Here is a 15,921-nt window from a genome sequence, read left to right on the forward strand (position 1 = left end):
TCCCCGTGGTTCCCGGACCTCCGGCCGGACGTCCACCGCAGGGTGTCCGGGCGCCCCGGCGCCCTCCCCCCGCCGCACGTGCATCGCTGCTGTCACACCCTGCGGCTACCGTCGGGAGTATGAACGGCAGCACAGCAGGGACCGCGACAGAAAAGCCCGGCATCGCCGGATACGAGCCGTCCGACGTGGAGCGCTGGGCCCCCGAGCCCGACAAGCGCCCCGGCCGCACGGCGTTCCAGCGCGACCGGGCCCGGGTGCTGCACTCCGCGGCGCTGCGCCGCCTCGCCGGCAAGACGCAGGTCGTCACGCCGGGCGCCAGCGACCGGGGCTGGGACGCCAGCCCCCGCACCCGCCTCACCCACTCCCTGGAGTGCGCCCAGGTCGGCCGCGAGCTGGGCGCGGCCCTCGGCTGCGACCCGGACCTCGTCGAGGTCGCCTGCCTGGCGCACGACCTCGGCCACCCGCCCTTCGGGCACAACGGCGAGCAGGCGCTCGACGAAGTCGCCGCCCCCTGCGGCGGCTTCGAGGGCAACGCCCAGTCGCTGCGCCTGCTGACGCGGCTGGAGCCCAAGCGCTTCGTGCCCGACCCGGCCACCGGCGAGCTCGTCAGCGTCGGCCTCAACCTGACCCGCGCCGCCCTCGACGCCGCCACCAAGTACCCCTGGCCGCGCGGCGGCCACCCCACCGACCCGGCGTCACGCAAGTTCGGCGTCTACGCCGACGACGTCCCCGTCTACACCTGGCTGCGCCAGGGCGCCCCCGCCCACCGCCAGAGCTTCGAGGCCCAGGTCATGGACTGGGCCGACGACGTCGCCTACTCCGTGCACGACGTCGAGGACGGCCTGCACGCCGGCCACCTCGACCCGAACGTCCTGCTCGCCGAGGCCGAGCGCCGCGACGTCTTCGCCGTCGCCGCCGGCCGTTACGCGCCCGGCGCGTCCCACGAGGAGCTCGCCGAAGCCCTCGACCGCCTCCTGGAGCAGGAGTGGTGGCCGCACGGCTACGACGGCTCCGCCGTCTCCCAGGCCCGTCTGAAGGACGCCACCAGCCAGCTCATCGGCCGCTTCTGCCTCGCCGCCGAAGGGGCCACCCGGGCCGCGTGGGGGCCCGGCCGGCTCACCCGCTACCGCGCCGAGCTGGTCGTACCGCGCGGGACGCGGCTGGAGTGCGCGGTGCTCAAGGCCGTCGCCGACCGGTACGTCATGCAGCGCGAGGACCAGGAGAAGCTCCGCGCCGAGCAGCGCGTGGTCATCGCCGAGCTCGGCGAGGCGCTCGTCGCCCGCGCCCCCGACGGCCTCGACCCGCAGTTCCGCACCCTGTACGCCGAGGCCGCCGACGACGCCGGGCGGCTGCGGGCGGTCGTCGACCAGATCGCGGCCCTCACCGACGCCACCGCGCGTTCCCTGCACGCCCGGCTCGCCGGGCCCGGCCGCCGCGGGCGGCCCGCACCGCCGGACGGTCCCCGGGGATGACCCCGGCAGGCCCTTGCGGGTGGCGGCCGGTCCGGGGTACTCCCTCTACCGGCGGCAGTCCGGGTGCGGGACGCTCGGCAGTGGCGCTTTTCGTCCGGGGGCGACAACCGCGGACGTCCCGACCGGGACGTACTGCGTGGCAGCGAGGAGGCAGCAAGTGGTGGACGCACACCAGACGTTCGTCATCGTCGGAGGGGGCCTGGCCGGCGCCAAGGCGGCCGAGACCCTCCGCAACGAGGGCTTCACCGGCCGGGTGATCCTCATCTGCGACGAGCGCGAGCACCCCTACGAGCGCCCGCCGCTCTCCAAGGGCTACCTCACGGGCCGCGACGCGCGCGACAGCGTCTTCGTCCACAAACCCGACTGGTATGCCAAGGCCGACGTCGAGCTCCACCTCGGCCAGCCCGCCGTCCACCTCGACCGCGCGGCCAAGTCGGTGCGCCTGGGCGACGGCACCCTCGTCCACTACGACAAGCTGCTGCTGGCCACCGGCGCCGAGCCCCGCCGCCTGGACATCCCCGGCACGGGCCTGGCCGGCGTCCACCACCTGCGCCGCCTCGCCCACGCCGAGCGGCTGCGCGGCGTGCTGTCCTCCCTCGGCCGCGACAACGGCCACCTCGTCATCGCCGGCGCCGGCTGGATCGGCCTGGAGGTGGCCGCCGCCGCCCGGGGCTACGGTGCCGAGGTGACCGTCGTCGAGCCCGAGCCGACGCCGCTGCACACCGTCCTCGGCCCCGAGCTGGGCCAGCTCTTCACCGACCTGCACAGCGAGCACGGCGTCCGCTTCCACTTCGGCGCCCGCCTCACCGAGATCGCCGGCCACGACGGCATGGTCCTGGCCGCCCGCACCGACGACGGCGAGGAGCACCCCGCCCACGACGTCCTGGCCGCCATCGGCGCCGCCCCGCGCACCGCCCTCGCCGAGGCCGCCGGCCTGGCCCTCGTCGACCGGGCCGACGGCGGAGGCGTCGCCGTCGACGCCTCGCTGCGCACCTCCGACCCCGACGTCTACGCCGCCGGGGACGTCGCCGCCGCCGAGCACCCCTGGCTCGGCACCCGGCTGCGCATCGAGCACTGGGCCAACGCCCTCCACGAAGGCCCGGCCGCCGCCCGCGCCATGCTCGGCCAGGAGGTCTCCTACGACCGGGTGCCCTACTTCTTCTCCGACCAGTACGACGTGGGCATGGAGTACTCCGGCTACGCGCCCCCCGGCTCCTACGACCAGGTGGTCTGCCGCGGCGACGTCGGGAAGCGCGAGTTCATCGCCTTCTGGCTGCGCGAGGGCCGGCTGCTCGCCGGGATGAACGTCAACGTGTGGGACGTCACCGAGAGCATCCAGCGCCTCATCCGCTCCGGCGCCCGTCTCGACGCCGACGCCCTGGCCGACCCGGGCGTCGCCCTCGACTCGCTGGGTGCGTCGTGACGGCGCCGGTCATGCGTCCCGCACGCACCGCGCTCGTCCCCGTCGCGGAGATCTTCGCCCTGCGCCACGCCGTGCTGCGGCCCGGCCTGCCCGCCGCGGAGGCCGTCTTCCCCGAGGACGCCGCGCCCGGCACCTTCCACGTCGCCGCCTACGACGAGGCGGGGACGGTACGGGCCTGCGTCACGTTCCTCCCCGAGCCGCTGCCCGGCACGGACGAGGACGCGTACCGCTTCCGCGGCATGGCCAGCGACCCGGCCGTGCGCGGCCACGGCCACGGCATCGCCGTCCTGCGGGCGGGCCTCGCCGAGGCCGCGGCCCGCGGCGCCGCCCTGGTGTGGTGCAACGGCCGCACCTCGGCCCGCGGCTTCTACGAGCACCACGGCTTCGAGGTGCGCGGCGAGGAGTTCACGGTCGAGGGCGTCGGACCGCACTTCGTCTTCACGATCAAGCTCGCCGGGAGCGCCGCGGGGAGCGGGGCGGACGGCGGTGTCGGCGGGCCACCGTAGAATTCACGCGTGGCAGGCAGGATCAACGATGACGACGTGAGGGCGGTCCGGGACGCGGTCCCGATCGACGCCGTCGTGTCCGAGTACCTCCAGCTGCGCAACGCGGGCGGCGGCAACCTCAAGGGTCTGTGCCCCTTCCACGACGAGAAGTCCCCGTCCTTCCAGGTCAGCCCCGCCAAGGGGCTCTTCTACTGCTTCGGCTGCCAGGAGGGCGGGGACACGGTCGACTTCATCATGAAGATCGACCACCTCTCCTTCTCCGAGACCATCGAGCGCCTCGCCTCCCAGGCCGGCATCACGTTGCGCTACGAGGAGGGCGGCTACACCCCCGGCCGTCAGCAGGGCGAGCGCATCCGCCTCGTCGAGGCCCACAAGATCGCCGCCCAGTTCTACGCCGAGCAGCTCGGCAGCGCCGAGGCGGAGATCGGCCGGAAGTTCCTGGCCGGCCGCGGCTTCGACCAGGCCGCGGCAGAGCACTTCGGCGTCGGCTACAGCCCGGCGGGCTGGGACCACCTCACCCGCTTCCTGCGCGGCAAGGGCTTCAGCGACAAGGAGCTGCTGCTCTCCGGCCTCGCCCAGGACAGCCGCAGCGGCAAGCCCATCGACCGCTTCCGCGGCCGCCTGATGTGGCCCATCCGCGACATCACCGGCGAGGTCATCGGCTTCGGCGCCCGCAAGCTGCGCGACGACGACAACGGCCCCAAGTACCTCAACACCCCCGAAACGGCGATCTACAAGAAGTCGCACGTCCTGTACGGCATCGACCTCGCCAAGAAGGACATCGCCAAGACCAACCGCGCCGTCGTCGTCGAGGGCTACACCGACGTCATGGCCTGCCACCTGGCCGGCGTCACCACCGCCATCGCCACCTGCGGCACCGCCTTCGCGGGCGACCACATCAAGATCCTTCGGCGGCTGCTGATGGACAACTCCGCCTCCGAGGTCGTCTTCACCTTCGACGGCGACGCCGCCGGCCAGAAGGCCGCCCTGCGCGCCTTCGAGGACGACCAGAAGTTCGCCGCCGAGACCTCCATCGCCATCACTCCCGGCGGCATGGACCCCTGCGAGCTGCGTCTGGCCCAGGGCGACGCGGCGGTGGCGGGCCTCGTGGACTCCCGCACCCCGCTGTTCGCCTTCGCCATCCGCCAGGTCGTCGCCCGGCACAACCTGGACACCGCCGAGGGCCGCGCCGCCGCCCTGGAGGCCGCCGCACCGATCGTGGCGAACATCAAGAACGGCGCCATCCAGCACGAGTACGCCGTCCAGCTCGCCGGCATGCTCGGCATCCTGGACACCCAGTTCGTCGTCCGCCGCGTGGGCCAGCTGGCCCGCTGGGCCCGCGAGCGCGGCCAGCGCCCCGACGCCCGCACGCCGCACCGCGCCGCACCCCCGGCCGCCGCCCCGCAGCCGCAGGCGACGGCCCCCCGCGGCCCCGCGCTCAACCTCCGCAGCCCCGCGGCCCTCACCGAGCGCGAGCTGCTCAAGCTCGCCCTCCAGCGGCCCGAGCTGGTCGCCCCCGCCTTCGACGCCTACGGCGAGGACGAGTTCACCGCACAGCCCTACGTCGCGGTCCGCCGCGCCATCGAGCAGGCCGGCGGCGTCACCGACGCCCCCGGCGACTACCTCACCGCGGTCCGGGCCGCCGCCCCGGACGACACCGTGCGCGCCCTGGTCACCGAGCTCGCCGTCGAGGCCATCCGCAGCAAGAACGTCGACGAGACCTACGCCGGCATGCAGCTCGTCCAGGTCCGCCTGCGGGCCGTGGAGCGCCGCATCCAGGACGTCCAGGCCGGCCTGGTCCGCCTGGGCAACCAGGCCGACCCGGCCCACCTGACCGCCGTGCAGAACGAACTGTGGGTCCTGGAGCAGTACGGCCGCTCCCTGAAGGACCGCGGCGCCGCCGCCCTGTAGCGGCCCGTCGACGGGCCCGGACCGGCTCCCGGCCCGGGCCGCGGCCGCGGCCGGACGACCCCGGCGGACGGCCCCACGAGACGTCCCGCGCCCCGGCGAACCCGCCCCGCAGGCCGCCTCCCGGCCGTCCCCCGCCGTGAGGAGCGCCGTAAGCGCCCGGTCACGGTCCGGGCTCAGAAAGTGAGCGCACGCCCCTCGTGGCGGGCCCGCGTCGTGCCCCACACTGGTGGGCGGTGCCTGAGGTCCTCGGAGCGCGGCAGGCCCGGCCTGCCGGACCCGGATCCCCCCGCGAAGCCGCTCCAGCTCCCCGGCACGGGCGGCGGCCCGGCCGCCGCCGCGCCACGAATGCTCTGCCGCATGCTCTGCCGCCTCAGCAGCGATCACCCTGGAGGTCGCCCCCGTGCAGACCCGGACCCCGACCCTGCCTCAGGCCCTGACCGATCCGGCACCGACCGTGCCGCAGCAGGCCGAGCCGCCCGCGTCCGAGACCCTGACCCTCCCCGAGGAGGCGGCTCCCGAACCGGCCGTCCGGGCCGACACCAGCGGCCCCTCCTCCGATCTCTTCCGCCAGTACTTGCGGGAGATCGGCCGCATCCCGCTGCTGTCGGCGGCGGAGGAGGTGGAGCTGGCCCGCCGGGTCGAGGCGGGCCTGTTCGCCGAGGAGAAGCTGGGCAACACCCCCGACCTCGACACCCAGCTCGCCCTCGACCTCGACCGCCTGGTCGTCCTCGGCCGCATGGCCAAGCGCCGCCTCATCGAGGCCAACCTGCGCCTGGTCGTCTCCGTGGCCAAGCGCTACATCGGGCGCGGACTGACGATGCTCGACCTCGTCCAGGAGGGAAACCTCGGTCTGATCAGGGCGGTCGAGAAGTTCGACTACGCCCGCGGCTACAAGTTCTCGACGTACGCGACCTGGTGGATCCGGCAGGCCATGTCGCGGGCGCTCGCCGACCAGGCCCGGACGATAAGGGTTCCGGTCCACGTCGTGGAGTTGATCAACCGTGTGGTGCGGGTGCAGCGCCGCATGCTGCAGGAGCGCGGCTACGAACCCACGGCCGAGGAGGTCGCCACCCACCTCGAACTCTCCGAGGAGCGGGTCAGCGAGGTGCTGCGCCTCGCCCAGGAGCCGGTGTCCCTGCACGCGCCCGTCGGCGAGGAGGACGACGTCGCGCTCGGCGACCTCATCGAGGACGGCGACGCCACCTCCCCCGTGGAATCGGCGGCGTTCCTGCTGCTGCGCGAGCACCTGGAGGCCGTGCTCTCCACGCTGGGCGAGCGCGAGCGCAAGGTCGTGCAGCTGCGGTACGGGCTGGTCGACGGCCGGCCGCGCACGCTGGAGGAGATCGGCCGGATCTTCGGCGTCACGCGGGAGCGGATCCGCCAGATCGAGTCCAAGACCCTCAACAAACTGCGCGACCACGCCTTCGCCGACCAGCTGCGCGGCTACCTGGACTGAGCCGGGCGGCGGCTCAGGCGGAGGGAGGGGCGAACGCTCCGGGGTGGGTCTGCTCCCGCACGGTCGCGTACTGCTGGCGCACCGCCTGCCCGACCCCCAGGTCCTCGGCGCCCGGCTCGAACGTCTGGCTGGCCGCTGCGGGCCACAGCGGGGGCTGCTGGGGGGACAGTACGCCCTGCTGCACGCCCAGCGACCACGCGGCCTGCCGGGCCGCTCCGATGGCCGCGTAGTCCGCGGGCTGCGGCACGACGACCTGGGCGCCGAACAGCGACGGGGCGATCGCCTGTACGGCCGGCAGCTCCGCCGCCGCGCCCAGCAGGAAGACCCGGTGGACCTCGACGCCGCGCCCGCGCAGCACGTCCAGGGCGTCCGTGAGGCCGCACAGCATGCCCTCGAAGGCCGCCCGGGCCAGGTGCTCGGGCTTCATGCTCTCGCGCCGCAGACCGGCCAGCGTGCCCGCCGCGTGGGGCAGGTGCGGGGTGCGCTCGCCCTCCAGGTACGGCAGCAGCACCAGGCCGTAGGAGCCCGGCGAGGACTGCAGGGCCAGCTCGGAGAGGCCCGCCAGGTCCGTGCCGAGCATTTCGGCGGTGCCGCGCAGGACGCGCACGGCGTTGAGGGTGTGCACGACCGGCAGGTGCATGCCCGTCGCGTCGGCGAAGGAGGTGATGGTGCCGGTGGAGTCGGCGAGCGCCGAGTGGTGCACGGCGAAGACGGAGCCGGAGGCGCCCATCGAGATCACCGCGTCCCCGAGGCCCACGCCCAGCCCGAAGGCCGCGGCCATGGTCTCGCCCGTGCCGGCGGAGATCAGCAGGCCCTCGGGGGTGTGCCCGGCCGGATCGGCGGGGCCGAGCACCTCGGGCAGCGCCGCCTGGCGGCCCAGCGCCAGCTCCATCAGGTCCGGCCGCCAGCTGCCGGTGGCCGCGGACCAGAAGCCCGTGCCGGAGGCGTCGCCGCGGTCGGTCGTGCAGCGTGCGGGGCGGCCCAGCAACTGCCAGACCAGCCAGTCGTGCGGCTGCAGCACCGCGGCCACCCGGGCGGCGGACTCGGGCTCGTTGCGGGCCATCCAGCGCAGCTTCGCCAGCGGCTGCGCCGCCTGCGGCACCGCCCCGACGGCCTCGGCCCAGGCGGCCCGGCCGCCCAGCGCGTCGGTGAGGTCGGCCGCCGCGGCCTGCACCCGCTTGTCGTTGCCCAGCAGGGCCGGACGGACGAGCACGCCGCCCGCGTCCAGCGTGAGGAGCCCGTGCTGCTGCGCGGAGACGCCGATGGCCTGCACGCCCTCCAGCAGGCCCCCGGTGGCCGCCTCGCCCAGCGAGATCAGCCATGCCTGCGGATCGCCCTCGGGCGATGACGGTGGATGGGGTGCGTACCCCTGCCGGAGCACGGCACCCGTGTCCGCGTCGCAGACAACGATGCGCGTGCTCTCTGAGGAACTGTCCAACCCGGCGACTATGCCCATGCCGAGATGATGCCAAACCCTGGGCGTCCGCCCCGCATCCGGTCAGGTGTTGCTGGTGCCCCAGTCGTCCTCGTCGCCCGCCCGCTGTTCGCGCAGGGAACGGATCCGGCTCGTCACGGACCCCGGCAGCCGGTCGCCCACCTTGCCGAGCGCCCTGCCGGCCATCGCCCGGCCGTTCACCGCGGCGGTCTCGGCGGTGTTGCGCACCGCCGGGTTCTGCGCAACCCGCTGCGCTCCTTTGCGCAGCTCCTCGTACCGCTCGCGCCCGGCGCGAGCCCCGAGCACGTACCCGACAGCCGCGCCGGTGATGAACGTCAGCCGGTAGCGCATCGCGCCCCATCCTTCCGTTGGATCCGCTGTGCAGCCGCCTACCCGGCCGGACCGAAGGTCACTCCCGGGGCCGTGGGGATACCGATTGGCGGAGCACCCCCCTGCTTGCGCTAATCTATGTCTCGCAGCGAGCGCACGCCGCCCGGGAGACCGGTCAAGGGTGCATTCGAGGCAAACGCGACAATCCCCTGTAGCTCAATTGGCAGAGCAGCCGACTGTTAATCGGCAGGTTACTGGTTCGAGTCCAGTCGGGGGAGCGCGGTCCCCTGTAGCTCAATTGGCAGAGCAGCCGACTGTTAATCGGCAGGTTACTGGTTCGAGTCCAGTCGGGGGAGCAGTGAGAGAGGACCCCTCCGGGGTCCTTTTTTCATTCCGGTGGGAACCGTACCGGCCGTGATCGAAGTCCTCATGGTCAGACCGATCACACGATACGGCCCCTCCGGGGCAGCAGATCGTATGAACGGCTATGCTGCGGCAGACGGCGCGCACAGATGTGCGCGACGCGCCGTGAACGGGGCGGTAGCTCAGCCGGTTAGAGCAGCGGACTCATAATCCGTCGGCCGTGGGTTCGAGTCCCACCCGCCCCACTGCGCGGCACAGGTGCAGAAACGATGCCACCTGGGCTTTCGATGCCCCGACCGGTTTCTTCCGGGCGGGGCGTCGTGCTGTCCGGGCCCGGCAGGCGCCTCCCTCCGGCGAGGGGCGGTCGCACGCTGTGACGTACGTCTCGTGAGCCGGTCCGGCGCGGGAGTGCGCCCGGTGCCGGGAGCCGGGCGTACGAAATTCTTTTCGGCCACCCGTGGCGTATTGCCATCGGCACGGCCGGTCCCCACTATGGCGAAGCCGCCCGCGCACACCCCCTCTCGGGCCGCGGCGAAGGCGGACGAGGCCGTACCGACGGCGCGGGTGGCACGGGGGAGAGGCGGCCATCGATGGTGGATCACTTCGTACCCCCGCCCGGGGCGCCGCCCATGCCGGCGGGCGCGCCCCGCCCCCACGCACCGCCGCTCCTCGTCGCGACCGCCCCTGCCGCGCTCTCCGGGATGCGGTGGGAGCTCGACGGGCGGTCCCTCGTCATCGGCCGGGCCGGGGACATCGCCCTGCCCGTCCGCGATGTGAGTGGCCGTCATGCCGCGGTGGAGCGGTGCACCGACGGGGTGTGGATCAGCGACCTGGACTCCACCAACGGCGTGCTGCTGAACGGTGCGCCGCTGACGCCGGGGGCCCGGACGCGGCTCGGCCACGGCGACACCCTCGCCCTCGGCTCGGTGCGCCTGACGTACCTGGACCCGGGGGCCGGCCCGGGAGCCGGCGGCCCGGTGCGGGAGAGCGACTCCCGGAGCCAGACGACCCGTTACCTCTCCGCGGCCACCCAGCTCGACGCGCGCTTCGCCGCGCTGGTCGTCGACCGGATCGTCGACCAGCCCTTCCGGGCCCTGAGTCCCGCCTACGGGGTGGACCTCGCCGCGGTCACGCGCTGGGCCGTCGCCATGCTCCGGCGCAGGGCCGCCCGCGACGCGGTGCTGCTCGTCGTGCTGCTGTGGAGCGTGGCGGCCCTGCTGATCGGACTGCACGGGCAGGACCTGACGTCGCTGGCCGAGGCGGGGGACGCCCGGGGAATCCTGGAGCAGGTGGCCGGCCGGTGGCCGGTGCTCTGCACGGCACTCGTGGCGGCCCTGCTCGCGTGTGCCACCGACCGCTGGGTCACCGACTACTTCGTCCTGGAACGCCGCATGACCCGCGGCCGCTTCAAGGCGGCGGACGCCCCCGAGCCCCACACCCGCCGCGTCCGCCGCCGGCTGGCCGCCGTGGCCGCCCGCCCGCACGGCAACCTGATGGTCTTCGCCACCTACTATCCCTTCGCGGGCAGCGGCCTGCTGGTGGACGAGTGGTCCTTCGCGATCGACATCCAGCAGGGCGCGACGGGCGGCGACGGCGTCCGCAAGAAGCCGAAGCCCTTCGAGGCGGCCGACCTCCACACCGCCCTCATCCAGGCGCTGCGGGAGCTCGGCGTGCCGGACCTGCGCGTCGACGAACGCCTCTTCGTCAGCGGCTACGACGTCCGGGGCGACGCGCGGCTGCTGCCGGACCGGCTCGCACCGCCGGTCACCAGCATCGGACCCGAGGTGATCCGCAGCCGGCCGACCGGGCCCGGAGCGCCGAGCAGGGCCTATGTGTGCGTCGAAGTGCCGGCCTGGGGCGGCCAGCTGGTCGTCACCCTCTTCGTCCGCGCCGTCCGCACGCACGGATCGCTCTTCCTGGAGTCGATCGCCTTCACGCTCCCGCCCCTGCTCGGCCGGTACCAGGCGGTGGACACCCTGCGGCTGCGGTCGGGGGCGGGCGCCCTCGCCGACGCCGTCGTCACGGCGTCCGCGAGGGCCCTGCCCGACCTGCTGTCCTCGCCGGTGGCGACGGCCCGGCACGTACGCCGCAGGTACCGGGCGTACCGCCGCCGCCGGGGCCAGGAGCGCTACATCCGGCACGACCACCTCTTCGACTACGGCGCCCTGCCCAGCATTCGCGAAGAGGCGGCCGGCGAGGACCGGGTCCGTTACTTCCTGGAGCTCGACGAAGTCATGGTCGTCAAGGTGGTGCAGGAGCGGGTTCTCAAGAGCGTCGCGGACTTCCTCGCCGCGCACGACGTCGATCTGGCCGAGTTCGCGTCGCACCAGACGACCATCAACAACAGCACGGTCAACCACAACAACGACAACCGGATCCGCTTCGGGAACATCAGCGGGAGCGGAAACCGCGTCGGACACGAGGTGCGGGGAGGGGCCGGCGGCGCCCTGCCCTCCAGACAGCCCCCGGGATGACGTCGACGAGCCGGAAGACGAGCCGGAACACGAGGAGACCTGTCATGGAAGCGGACAACAGCATCAGGTTCAGGAACATCAGCGGCAACGGCAACCACGTCGGCCACACCTTCGGCAGCGACGCCGGCGACAACCCCCGCACCCGGGAGGTCATCGACCGCATCGACGAGCTCGTACGCCTCCTCGGGACGCACGCCTCCGCGGTCCCGGACGCCGCGCAGGTCCAGGAGGTGGCCCGGCGGCTGCGGCAGGAGGTGGCGGCACCGCAGCCGGATCCGGTGGTCTCGGGCAGTCTGCTCCACACCATCGCCTCCCGCGTGGGCCACGTCGCGGTCGTCGGCGATGTCGTCGCACGGCTCGGGCAGGCGGCTGCCGCGCTCTTCTCGTGAACCCCGGTTGACCGGCGTCCCCGGAACGTGCCTCCTTCGGGGGAGTGCGGTGCGCGGCTGCCGGGGGTGGTGGCGGTGGCGGGCCAGGGTGGGGGCATGAGACGTGTTGTGGCGAAGCTGCGCCGGCGGCTGCGGAGCGGTGCGAGTGCGGTGGGAATCGTGGCCCTGGTCGCGGTCACGGCCCCCTCGGCGGAGGCCGGGGCGGGAGCGGGGGTGGGGACGGCCTCGTGTGCCGTGCAGACCTGCATTTCCGTGGCGGGCGAGGGACGGCTGGTGTACCGGGTGTCGGCTTCGGCGACGCCCGGCGGCGAGTTCTTCGGGCACTTCCGGATGTACGGAGGAGGACTGAAGGGCGAGAGCGCGCTCCGGCACTGGCGCTACGGCCAGCCCTACACCGTGGCGCTGGGCCGCACCGTGCCCGACCGCACCGTCTTCTGTGCCGAGGGCTGGGAGCACATCGTGGACGACAAGCTCCAGCCCCTGGGGAAGAAGCGCGGACCGGACAGGCTCCAGCCCCGCGGGCGGGCCTGTGTGCAGGTCCGGGGCTAGGCCGTGGCCGCAAAGTCCCGCCGGCGGCGTGCGGAATACCTCGTCGGCCGGGCCGGTTGGCGCCCGTGGGACCGACCGGCCCCACGGACGTCATCACCGGAAGCGGAAGCGGGTAGGCGGGCATGAGCAGCAGCACCGTTGAGCTCACCAAGGACAACTTCGACGAGATCGTGTCCGGTGCGGGGTTCGTCCTCATCGACTTCTGGGCCGAGTGGTGCGGGCCCTGCCGGAGCTTCGCGCCGGTGTTCGAGCGGGCGGCCCAGCGCCATGACGACCTGGTCTTCGCCAAGGTCGACACCGAGGCGCAGCCCGAGCTCGCGGCCGCCTTCGAGATCCGGTCGATCCCGACGCTGATGATCGTGCGGGACAACATCGCGGTGTTCGCGCAGCCCGGGGCCCTGCCGGAGCCCGCCCTGGAGGACGTCATCCGGCAGGCGCGGTCGCTGGACATGGACGAGGTGCGGGCCTCCGTGGCCGAGCAGCAGGCGAAGGCCCAGGGAGGACCGCAGGCCGGCGATGAGTGAGCTGCTGCTGATCCGGCACGGGGAGACCGCCTGGAGCCGCGACGGACGGCACACGAGCTGGACGGACAAGCCGCTGACCGAACGCGGTGAGCGCGAGGCCGAGCGGCTGCGGCCGTTGCTGGAGGGGCGGACCATCGGCCTGGTGCTGGTGAGCCCCATGGCACGGGCCGCGCGCACCGCCGAGCTGGCCGGCCTCAAGGGCGCGCACACCGATCCCGACCTGCGGGAATGGGACTACGGCGGCTACGAGGGCAGCACCACCGCCGAGATCCGGCGCACCCGGCCCGGCTGGTTCCTCTTCGACGACGGGGTCGTGCCCGGCCCCGAGGGACACCCGGGGGAGACCCCCGGGCAGGTGGGCGTGCGCGCCGACCGCGTCCTGGCACGCATCGCACCCCGGCTGGAGGAGGGCGGGGGCGACGGCGACGTCGTCCTCGTCGCCCATGCGCACTTCCTGCGCGTGCTGACGGCTCGTAGGCTCGGACTGCCGCCGTCAGCCGGAGCCCTGTTCCGCCTGGACACCGGCACCGTCAGCCGGATCGGCACCGAGCACGGACGCCCGGCGCTGGTCGCCTGGAACGGGCGTGTCGGAGCGGGGGCCGAACGGGCGGGGGCATGATGATCGGACCGTACGTACGGCGCCTGTCGCTCTTCTTCCCGGGAGGAACACCACCGTGGCCACCAACCGCATCGCGACCACTGTCTGGAACGGCGAGCTGATCAAGGGCAGCGGCGAAGTCGCCCTCGAGTCGTCCGGCATCGGGACGTACCCCGTCACCTGGGCCTCCCGCGCGGAGGAGGCCAACGGCAAGACCAGCCCGGAGGAGCTCATCGCGGCCGCTCACTCCAGCTGCTTCTCCATGGCCCTCTCGCACGCCCTGACCGGTGCCGGTACGCCGCCCACGCGCCTGGAGACCAGGGCCGAGGTGACGTTCCAGCCGGGTGAGGGCATCACGGGCATCCACCTGACCGTGCGGGGCGAGGTGCCCGGCCTGGACGAGGAGGGATTCGTCTCGGCGGCCGAGGACGCCAAGAAGAACTGCCCGGTCAGCCAGGCGCTCACCGGGACGACGATCACGCTCTCCGCCGAGATCGCCTGACCGGACCGCCGGGACGGGTCCGAGTGCGTCGGGGCCACGGCCCCGCCCGGCCGGTCAGCCGCGCAGTATCGCGTAGACGATGAGGTTCTCCGCCGGACGGCCGTCGTGCGTGCGGTGTCCGCCCGTGCACGTCACCAGGCGCAGCGCCTTCTCCGGCGTCTCCCCGAAGACCCGGTGGACGGGGAAGTCGCTCGTGGCGGCCCTCTCGGTGCCGGTCACGGAGAAGTGCAGCACCGTGCCGTCGCCGCGTTCGACGACGATCGCGGTGCCCTCGGTGACCTTGTCCAGGTCGCGGAAGACGGCCTTGCCGCCGTGGGTGTCGTCGTGGCCGATGATCACGGCGGCACCCCGTGCGCCGGGCGCGGCGCTGTCCGTGTACCAGCCGGCGGTCATGCCCTTGTCCGGCGGCGGGGCCGGAACGGGGTCGTCCCCGGTCCGTTCCAGGCGGAACAGCGGGCTGGCCACGCCGATGGAGGGGATGACGACGCGCGTCGGCTCCTCGGCATGGGCCGGCCCGCCGATGACCTTGTCGGTCCCGCCGCCCGGTGCACAGGCGGCGGCCGCCCCCAGCGCGGGCAGGGCCAGCAGCAGGGCGAGGACGACGAGGCTTCGACGACGGGACATGGCGTCCACCGTATGAGGCGCACCGGTGCCCCTGCCTCGGCCGATCGGCCAGTTCGCCGTCCTCCCGCGGGGCGACGCCCGCTCGGGTGCGGCCGTCAGGGCACCAGCCGCTGGAACAGGCCCCAGGTGAACTCCGCCACGTACGCGCTGCGCTTCCCCTCCGCATCCGGGGCGGTGAAGGCCAGCTGCCAGCGCGTGGGGGCCGTGCCCTCCATCGGGCGGGCGGGGGCGAAGGCCCGGGCCACCTCGTCCACCGTGCACGACCAGGGGCGCAGGTCCTCGATCGTGCGCAGCGCGGGGCCCCGGGCGCCGGGGGCGCGGACCAGCCATGCGTTCCAGACCGCCCCGCCGGGCGCGGACAGCACCTCGAAGTGCAGGTCGGGCCAGAGCGGCACCGGCCAGGACTGGGCCTCGAAGACCAGGTCGCCGACGCGGCGCTCGCCGGTGGTGGCGGGCGGGCCCAGCACGGACCGGTAGCGGGGGCCGGCGCCGCGGCGACGGGAGTGCGTCATGGCCTGCCAGCGGCGGTTGGCCTCGCGCATGTCGGCACGGCTCACGCCCAGTTCGCGCAGCGCGTCCTCGACCGGGCCGGACTGGTGGTCGGCCATCCGGCGGAGCAGGACGAGCTGGAAGTCCAGCGGTCCCGGTCCCGGGCCGGTGGCGGGTGCGGGATCGTGGGCGGGGTCGGGAGCCGGTGTCATGGGGGCCATGGTCGGGAAGGCCCGACTTTCGCGCAAGCTTTACCCACCGGCCGCCGTGTGCTGTTCCGGAGGCCGCCCACGCCGTGGTCGTGGCCGGTACGGTCTTGGGGCATGACGGAAATCGACCCCCAGCGCAGCGCACTCGTTCTCGTCGACCTCATGGAGCGCGTCGTCGCGCTGCCCCTCGCCCCGCGGCCCGGCGACGAAGTGGCCGGGACGGCGGCGGAGTTGGCCGGCGCCTTCCGCAAGGCGGGGGCCCCGGTGGTGGTCGTACGGGTGGAGCGGCCCGGCGTCGCGGAACAGCCGCCCGGCAGCGGGCTGCTGGCCGGGATCGCCGAGCCCGGCGACATCGAGATCGTCAAGCGGACGGTGGGGGCGTTCCACGGCACCGAGCTCGACGCCCGGCTGCGCGAGCGCGGCGTGCGGACGCTCGTCCTGGCCGGCATCGCCACGAACCTGGGTGTGGAGTCGACCGCCCGCGCGGCCGCGGACCACGGCTACGACCTGGTCTTCGTCGAGGACGCGATGAGCGCCCTGACCGCCGAGGAGCACCGGGCGTCGGTGACGTTGGACATGCCCCGCCTGGGCACGGTCGTCACGTCCACGGCCCTGACGCTGGCCGGCTAGCGACACGCCGGACGGCGCCCCGCCTGCCCCGTCGCGG

The 15,921-nt window shown here is 74.0% G+C and carries 16 protein-coding genes and 3 tRNA genes; 15 read left to right on the forward strand and 4 right to left on the reverse strand.

Translation table 11 applies throughout. The features are described 5' to 3' along the window. The first annotated feature begins 119 nt into the window (after positions 1-119). From IE182_RS14835 to IE182_RS14855, 5 genes are all read left to right on the forward strand, one after another. The gene (locus IE182_RS14835; RefSeq protein WP_190110254.1) at positions 120-1,472 is read left to right on the forward strand and encodes a deoxyguanosinetriphosphate triphosphohydrolase; all 1,353 of its coding nucleotides are present in this window, start codon (positions 120-122) and stop codon (positions 1,470-1,472) included. Between the two features lie 157 nt (positions 1,473-1,629). After that, complete coding sequence (locus IE182_RS14840; protein ID WP_190110255.1) at positions 1,630-2,895, forward strand: NAD(P)/FAD-dependent oxidoreductase; 1,266 nt, start codon at positions 1,630-1,632, stop codon at positions 2,893-2,895. A gap of 11 nt (positions 2,896-2,906) precedes the next feature. Beyond that, positions 2,907-3,401: a GNAT family N-acetyltransferase gene (locus IE182_RS14845; protein ID WP_190110256.1), complete on the forward strand. Its 495-nt coding sequence runs from the start codon at positions 2,907-2,909 to the stop codon at positions 3,399-3,401. Between the two features lie 9 nt (positions 3,402-3,410). Continuing rightward, positions 3,411-5,312 (forward strand): DNA primase, encoded by a 1,902-nt coding sequence (dnaG, locus tag IE182_RS14850; protein ID WP_190110257.1) that lies wholly within the window; start codon positions 3,411-3,413, stop codon positions 5,310-5,312. Between the two features lie 280 nt (positions 5,313-5,592). After that, complete coding sequence (locus IE182_RS14855) at positions 5,593-6,768, forward strand: RNA polymerase sigma factor (protein ID WP_372458247.1); 1,176 nt, start codon at positions 5,593-5,595, stop codon at positions 6,766-6,768. A 13-nt stretch (positions 6,769-6,781) separates the two neighbouring features. Here IE182_RS14855 and IE182_RS14860 read toward each other — a convergent pair whose 3' ends face one another. Both IE182_RS14860 and IE182_RS14865 read right to left on the reverse strand, forming a co-directional pair. Further along, on the reverse strand, positions 6,782-8,224 hold the full coding sequence (locus IE182_RS14860) for an FGGY family carbohydrate kinase (RefSeq protein WP_190110258.1): 1,443 nt from the start codon (positions 8,222-8,224) through the stop codon (positions 6,782-6,784). 42 nt (positions 8,225-8,266) lie between these two features. Further along, entirely contained in the window at positions 8,267-8,554 is a 288-nt protein-coding gene (locus IE182_RS14865; RefSeq protein ID WP_190110259.1) for a YtxH domain-containing protein, read from the reverse strand. Positions 8,555-8,738: 184 nt separating this feature from the next. Here IE182_RS14865 and IE182_RS14870 point away from each other — a divergent pair. The 9 genes from IE182_RS14870 (at position 8,739) to IE182_RS14910 (ending at position 13,932) form a co-directional block, all read left to right on the forward strand. Then, positions 8,739-8,811 (forward strand) — tRNA-Asn (locus IE182_RS14870). Positions 8,812-8,816: 5 nt separating this feature from the next. After that, positions 8,817-8,889, forward strand: a tRNA-Asn gene (locus IE182_RS14875). A 178-nt stretch (positions 8,890-9,067) separates the two neighbouring features. Next, positions 9,068-9,141 (forward strand) — tRNA-Ile (locus IE182_RS14880). A gap of 345 nt (positions 9,142-9,486) precedes the next feature. Then, entirely contained in the window at positions 9,487-11,370 is a 1,884-nt protein-coding gene (locus tag IE182_RS14885; protein WP_190110260.1) for an FHA domain-containing protein, read from the forward strand. 44 nt (positions 11,371-11,414) lie between these two features. Beyond that, positions 11,415-11,759 (forward strand): hypothetical protein, encoded by a 345-nt coding sequence (locus IE182_RS14890; RefSeq protein WP_190110261.1) that lies wholly within the window; start codon positions 11,415-11,417, stop codon positions 11,757-11,759. 96 nt (positions 11,760-11,855) lie between these two features. After that, positions 11,856-12,308 carry a hypothetical protein gene (locus IE182_RS14895; RefSeq protein WP_190110262.1) on the forward strand — a complete coding sequence of 151 codons (453 nt, stop codon included), beginning with the start codon at positions 11,856-11,858 and terminating at the stop codon, positions 12,306-12,308. 122 nt (positions 12,309-12,430) lie between these two features. Further along, positions 12,431-12,832 carry a thioredoxin gene (gene trxA / locus IE182_RS14900; RefSeq protein WP_190110263.1) on the forward strand — a complete coding sequence of 134 codons (402 nt, stop codon included), beginning with the start codon at positions 12,431-12,433 and terminating at the stop codon, positions 12,830-12,832. After that, positions 12,825-13,451, forward strand: a complete 627-nt coding sequence (locus IE182_RS14905) for a histidine phosphatase family protein (RefSeq protein ID WP_190110264.1) — start codon at positions 12,825-12,827, stop codon at positions 13,449-13,451. Before trxA ends, IE182_RS14905 begins: the two co-directional genes overlap by 8 nt. A gap of 55 nt (positions 13,452-13,506) precedes the next feature. Beyond that, complete coding sequence (locus tag IE182_RS14910) at positions 13,507-13,932, forward strand: OsmC family protein (RefSeq protein ID WP_190110265.1); 426 nt, start codon at positions 13,507-13,509, stop codon at positions 13,930-13,932. A 54-nt stretch (positions 13,933-13,986) separates the two neighbouring features. Here the strand turns inward: IE182_RS14910 and IE182_RS14915 are convergent, their stop codons facing one another. Beyond that, positions 13,987-14,556, reverse strand: a complete 570-nt coding sequence (locus IE182_RS14915; protein WP_190110266.1) for a class F sortase — start codon at positions 14,554-14,556, stop codon at positions 13,987-13,989. Between the two features lie 95 nt (positions 14,557-14,651). Beyond that, a complete protein-coding gene (locus tag IE182_RS14920; protein ID WP_190110267.1) occupies positions 14,652-15,257 on the reverse strand; it encodes a hypothetical protein in 606 nt (201 codons plus the stop codon). 111 nt (positions 15,258-15,368) lie between these two features. Between IE182_RS14920 and IE182_RS14925 the strand changes: the two genes are divergently transcribed. Next, positions 15,369-15,884, forward strand: a complete 516-nt coding sequence (locus IE182_RS14925; RefSeq protein WP_190110268.1) for an isochorismatase family protein — start codon at positions 15,369-15,371, stop codon at positions 15,882-15,884. Positions 15,885-15,921 lie beyond the last annotated feature (37 nt).

The organism is Streptomyces cinnamoneus (assembly GCF_014650495.1).
GTDB classification, from domain to species: Bacteria; Actinomycetota; Actinomycetes; order Streptomycetales; family Streptomycetaceae; genus Streptomyces; species Streptomyces cinnamoneus.

What these genes read in the sequence shown, in the direction of transcription:
- trxA (WP_190110263.1), top strand. Translation starts at nt 12,431, where the DNA reads ATGAGCAGCAGCACCGTTGAGCTCACCAAGGACAACTTCGACGAGATC.
- IE182_RS14920 (WP_190110267.1), bottom strand. Translation starts at nt 15,257, where the DNA reads ATGACACCGGCTCCCGACCCCGCCCACGATCCCGCACCCGCCACCGGC.
- IE182_RS14860 (WP_190110258.1), bottom strand. Translation starts at nt 8,224, where the DNA reads ATGGGCATAGTCGCCGGGTTGGACAGTTCCTCAGAGAGCACGCGCATC.
- IE182_RS14905 (WP_190110264.1), top strand. Translation starts at nt 12,825, where the DNA reads ATGAGTGAGCTGCTGCTGATCCGGCACGGGGAGACCGCCTGGAGCCGC.
- IE182_RS14895 (WP_190110262.1), top strand. Translation starts at nt 11,856, where the DNA reads ATGAGACGTGTTGTGGCGAAGCTGCGCCGGCGGCTGCGGAGCGGTGCG.
- IE182_RS14915 (WP_190110266.1), bottom strand. Translation starts at nt 14,556, where the DNA reads ATGTCCCGTCGTCGAAGCCTCGTCGTCCTCGCCCTGCTGCTGGCCCTG.
- IE182_RS14885 (WP_190110260.1), top strand. Translation starts at nt 9,487, where the DNA reads ATGGTGGATCACTTCGTACCCCCGCCCGGGGCGCCGCCCATGCCGGCG.
- IE182_RS14835 (WP_190110254.1), top strand. Translation starts at nt 120, where the DNA reads ATGAACGGCAGCACAGCAGGGACCGCGACAGAAAAGCCCGGCATCGCC.
- IE182_RS14890 (WP_190110261.1), top strand. Translation starts at nt 11,415, where the DNA reads ATGGAAGCGGACAACAGCATCAGGTTCAGGAACATCAGCGGCAACGGC.
- IE182_RS14865 (WP_190110259.1), bottom strand. Translation starts at nt 8,554, where the DNA reads ATGCGCTACCGGCTGACGTTCATCACCGGCGCGGCTGTCGGGTACGTG.
- IE182_RS14845 (WP_190110256.1), top strand. Translation starts at nt 2,907, where the DNA reads ATGCGTCCCGCACGCACCGCGCTCGTCCCCGTCGCGGAGATCTTCGCC.
- IE182_RS14925 (WP_190110268.1), top strand. Translation starts at nt 15,369, where the DNA reads ATGACGGAAATCGACCCCCAGCGCAGCGCACTCGTTCTCGTCGACCTC.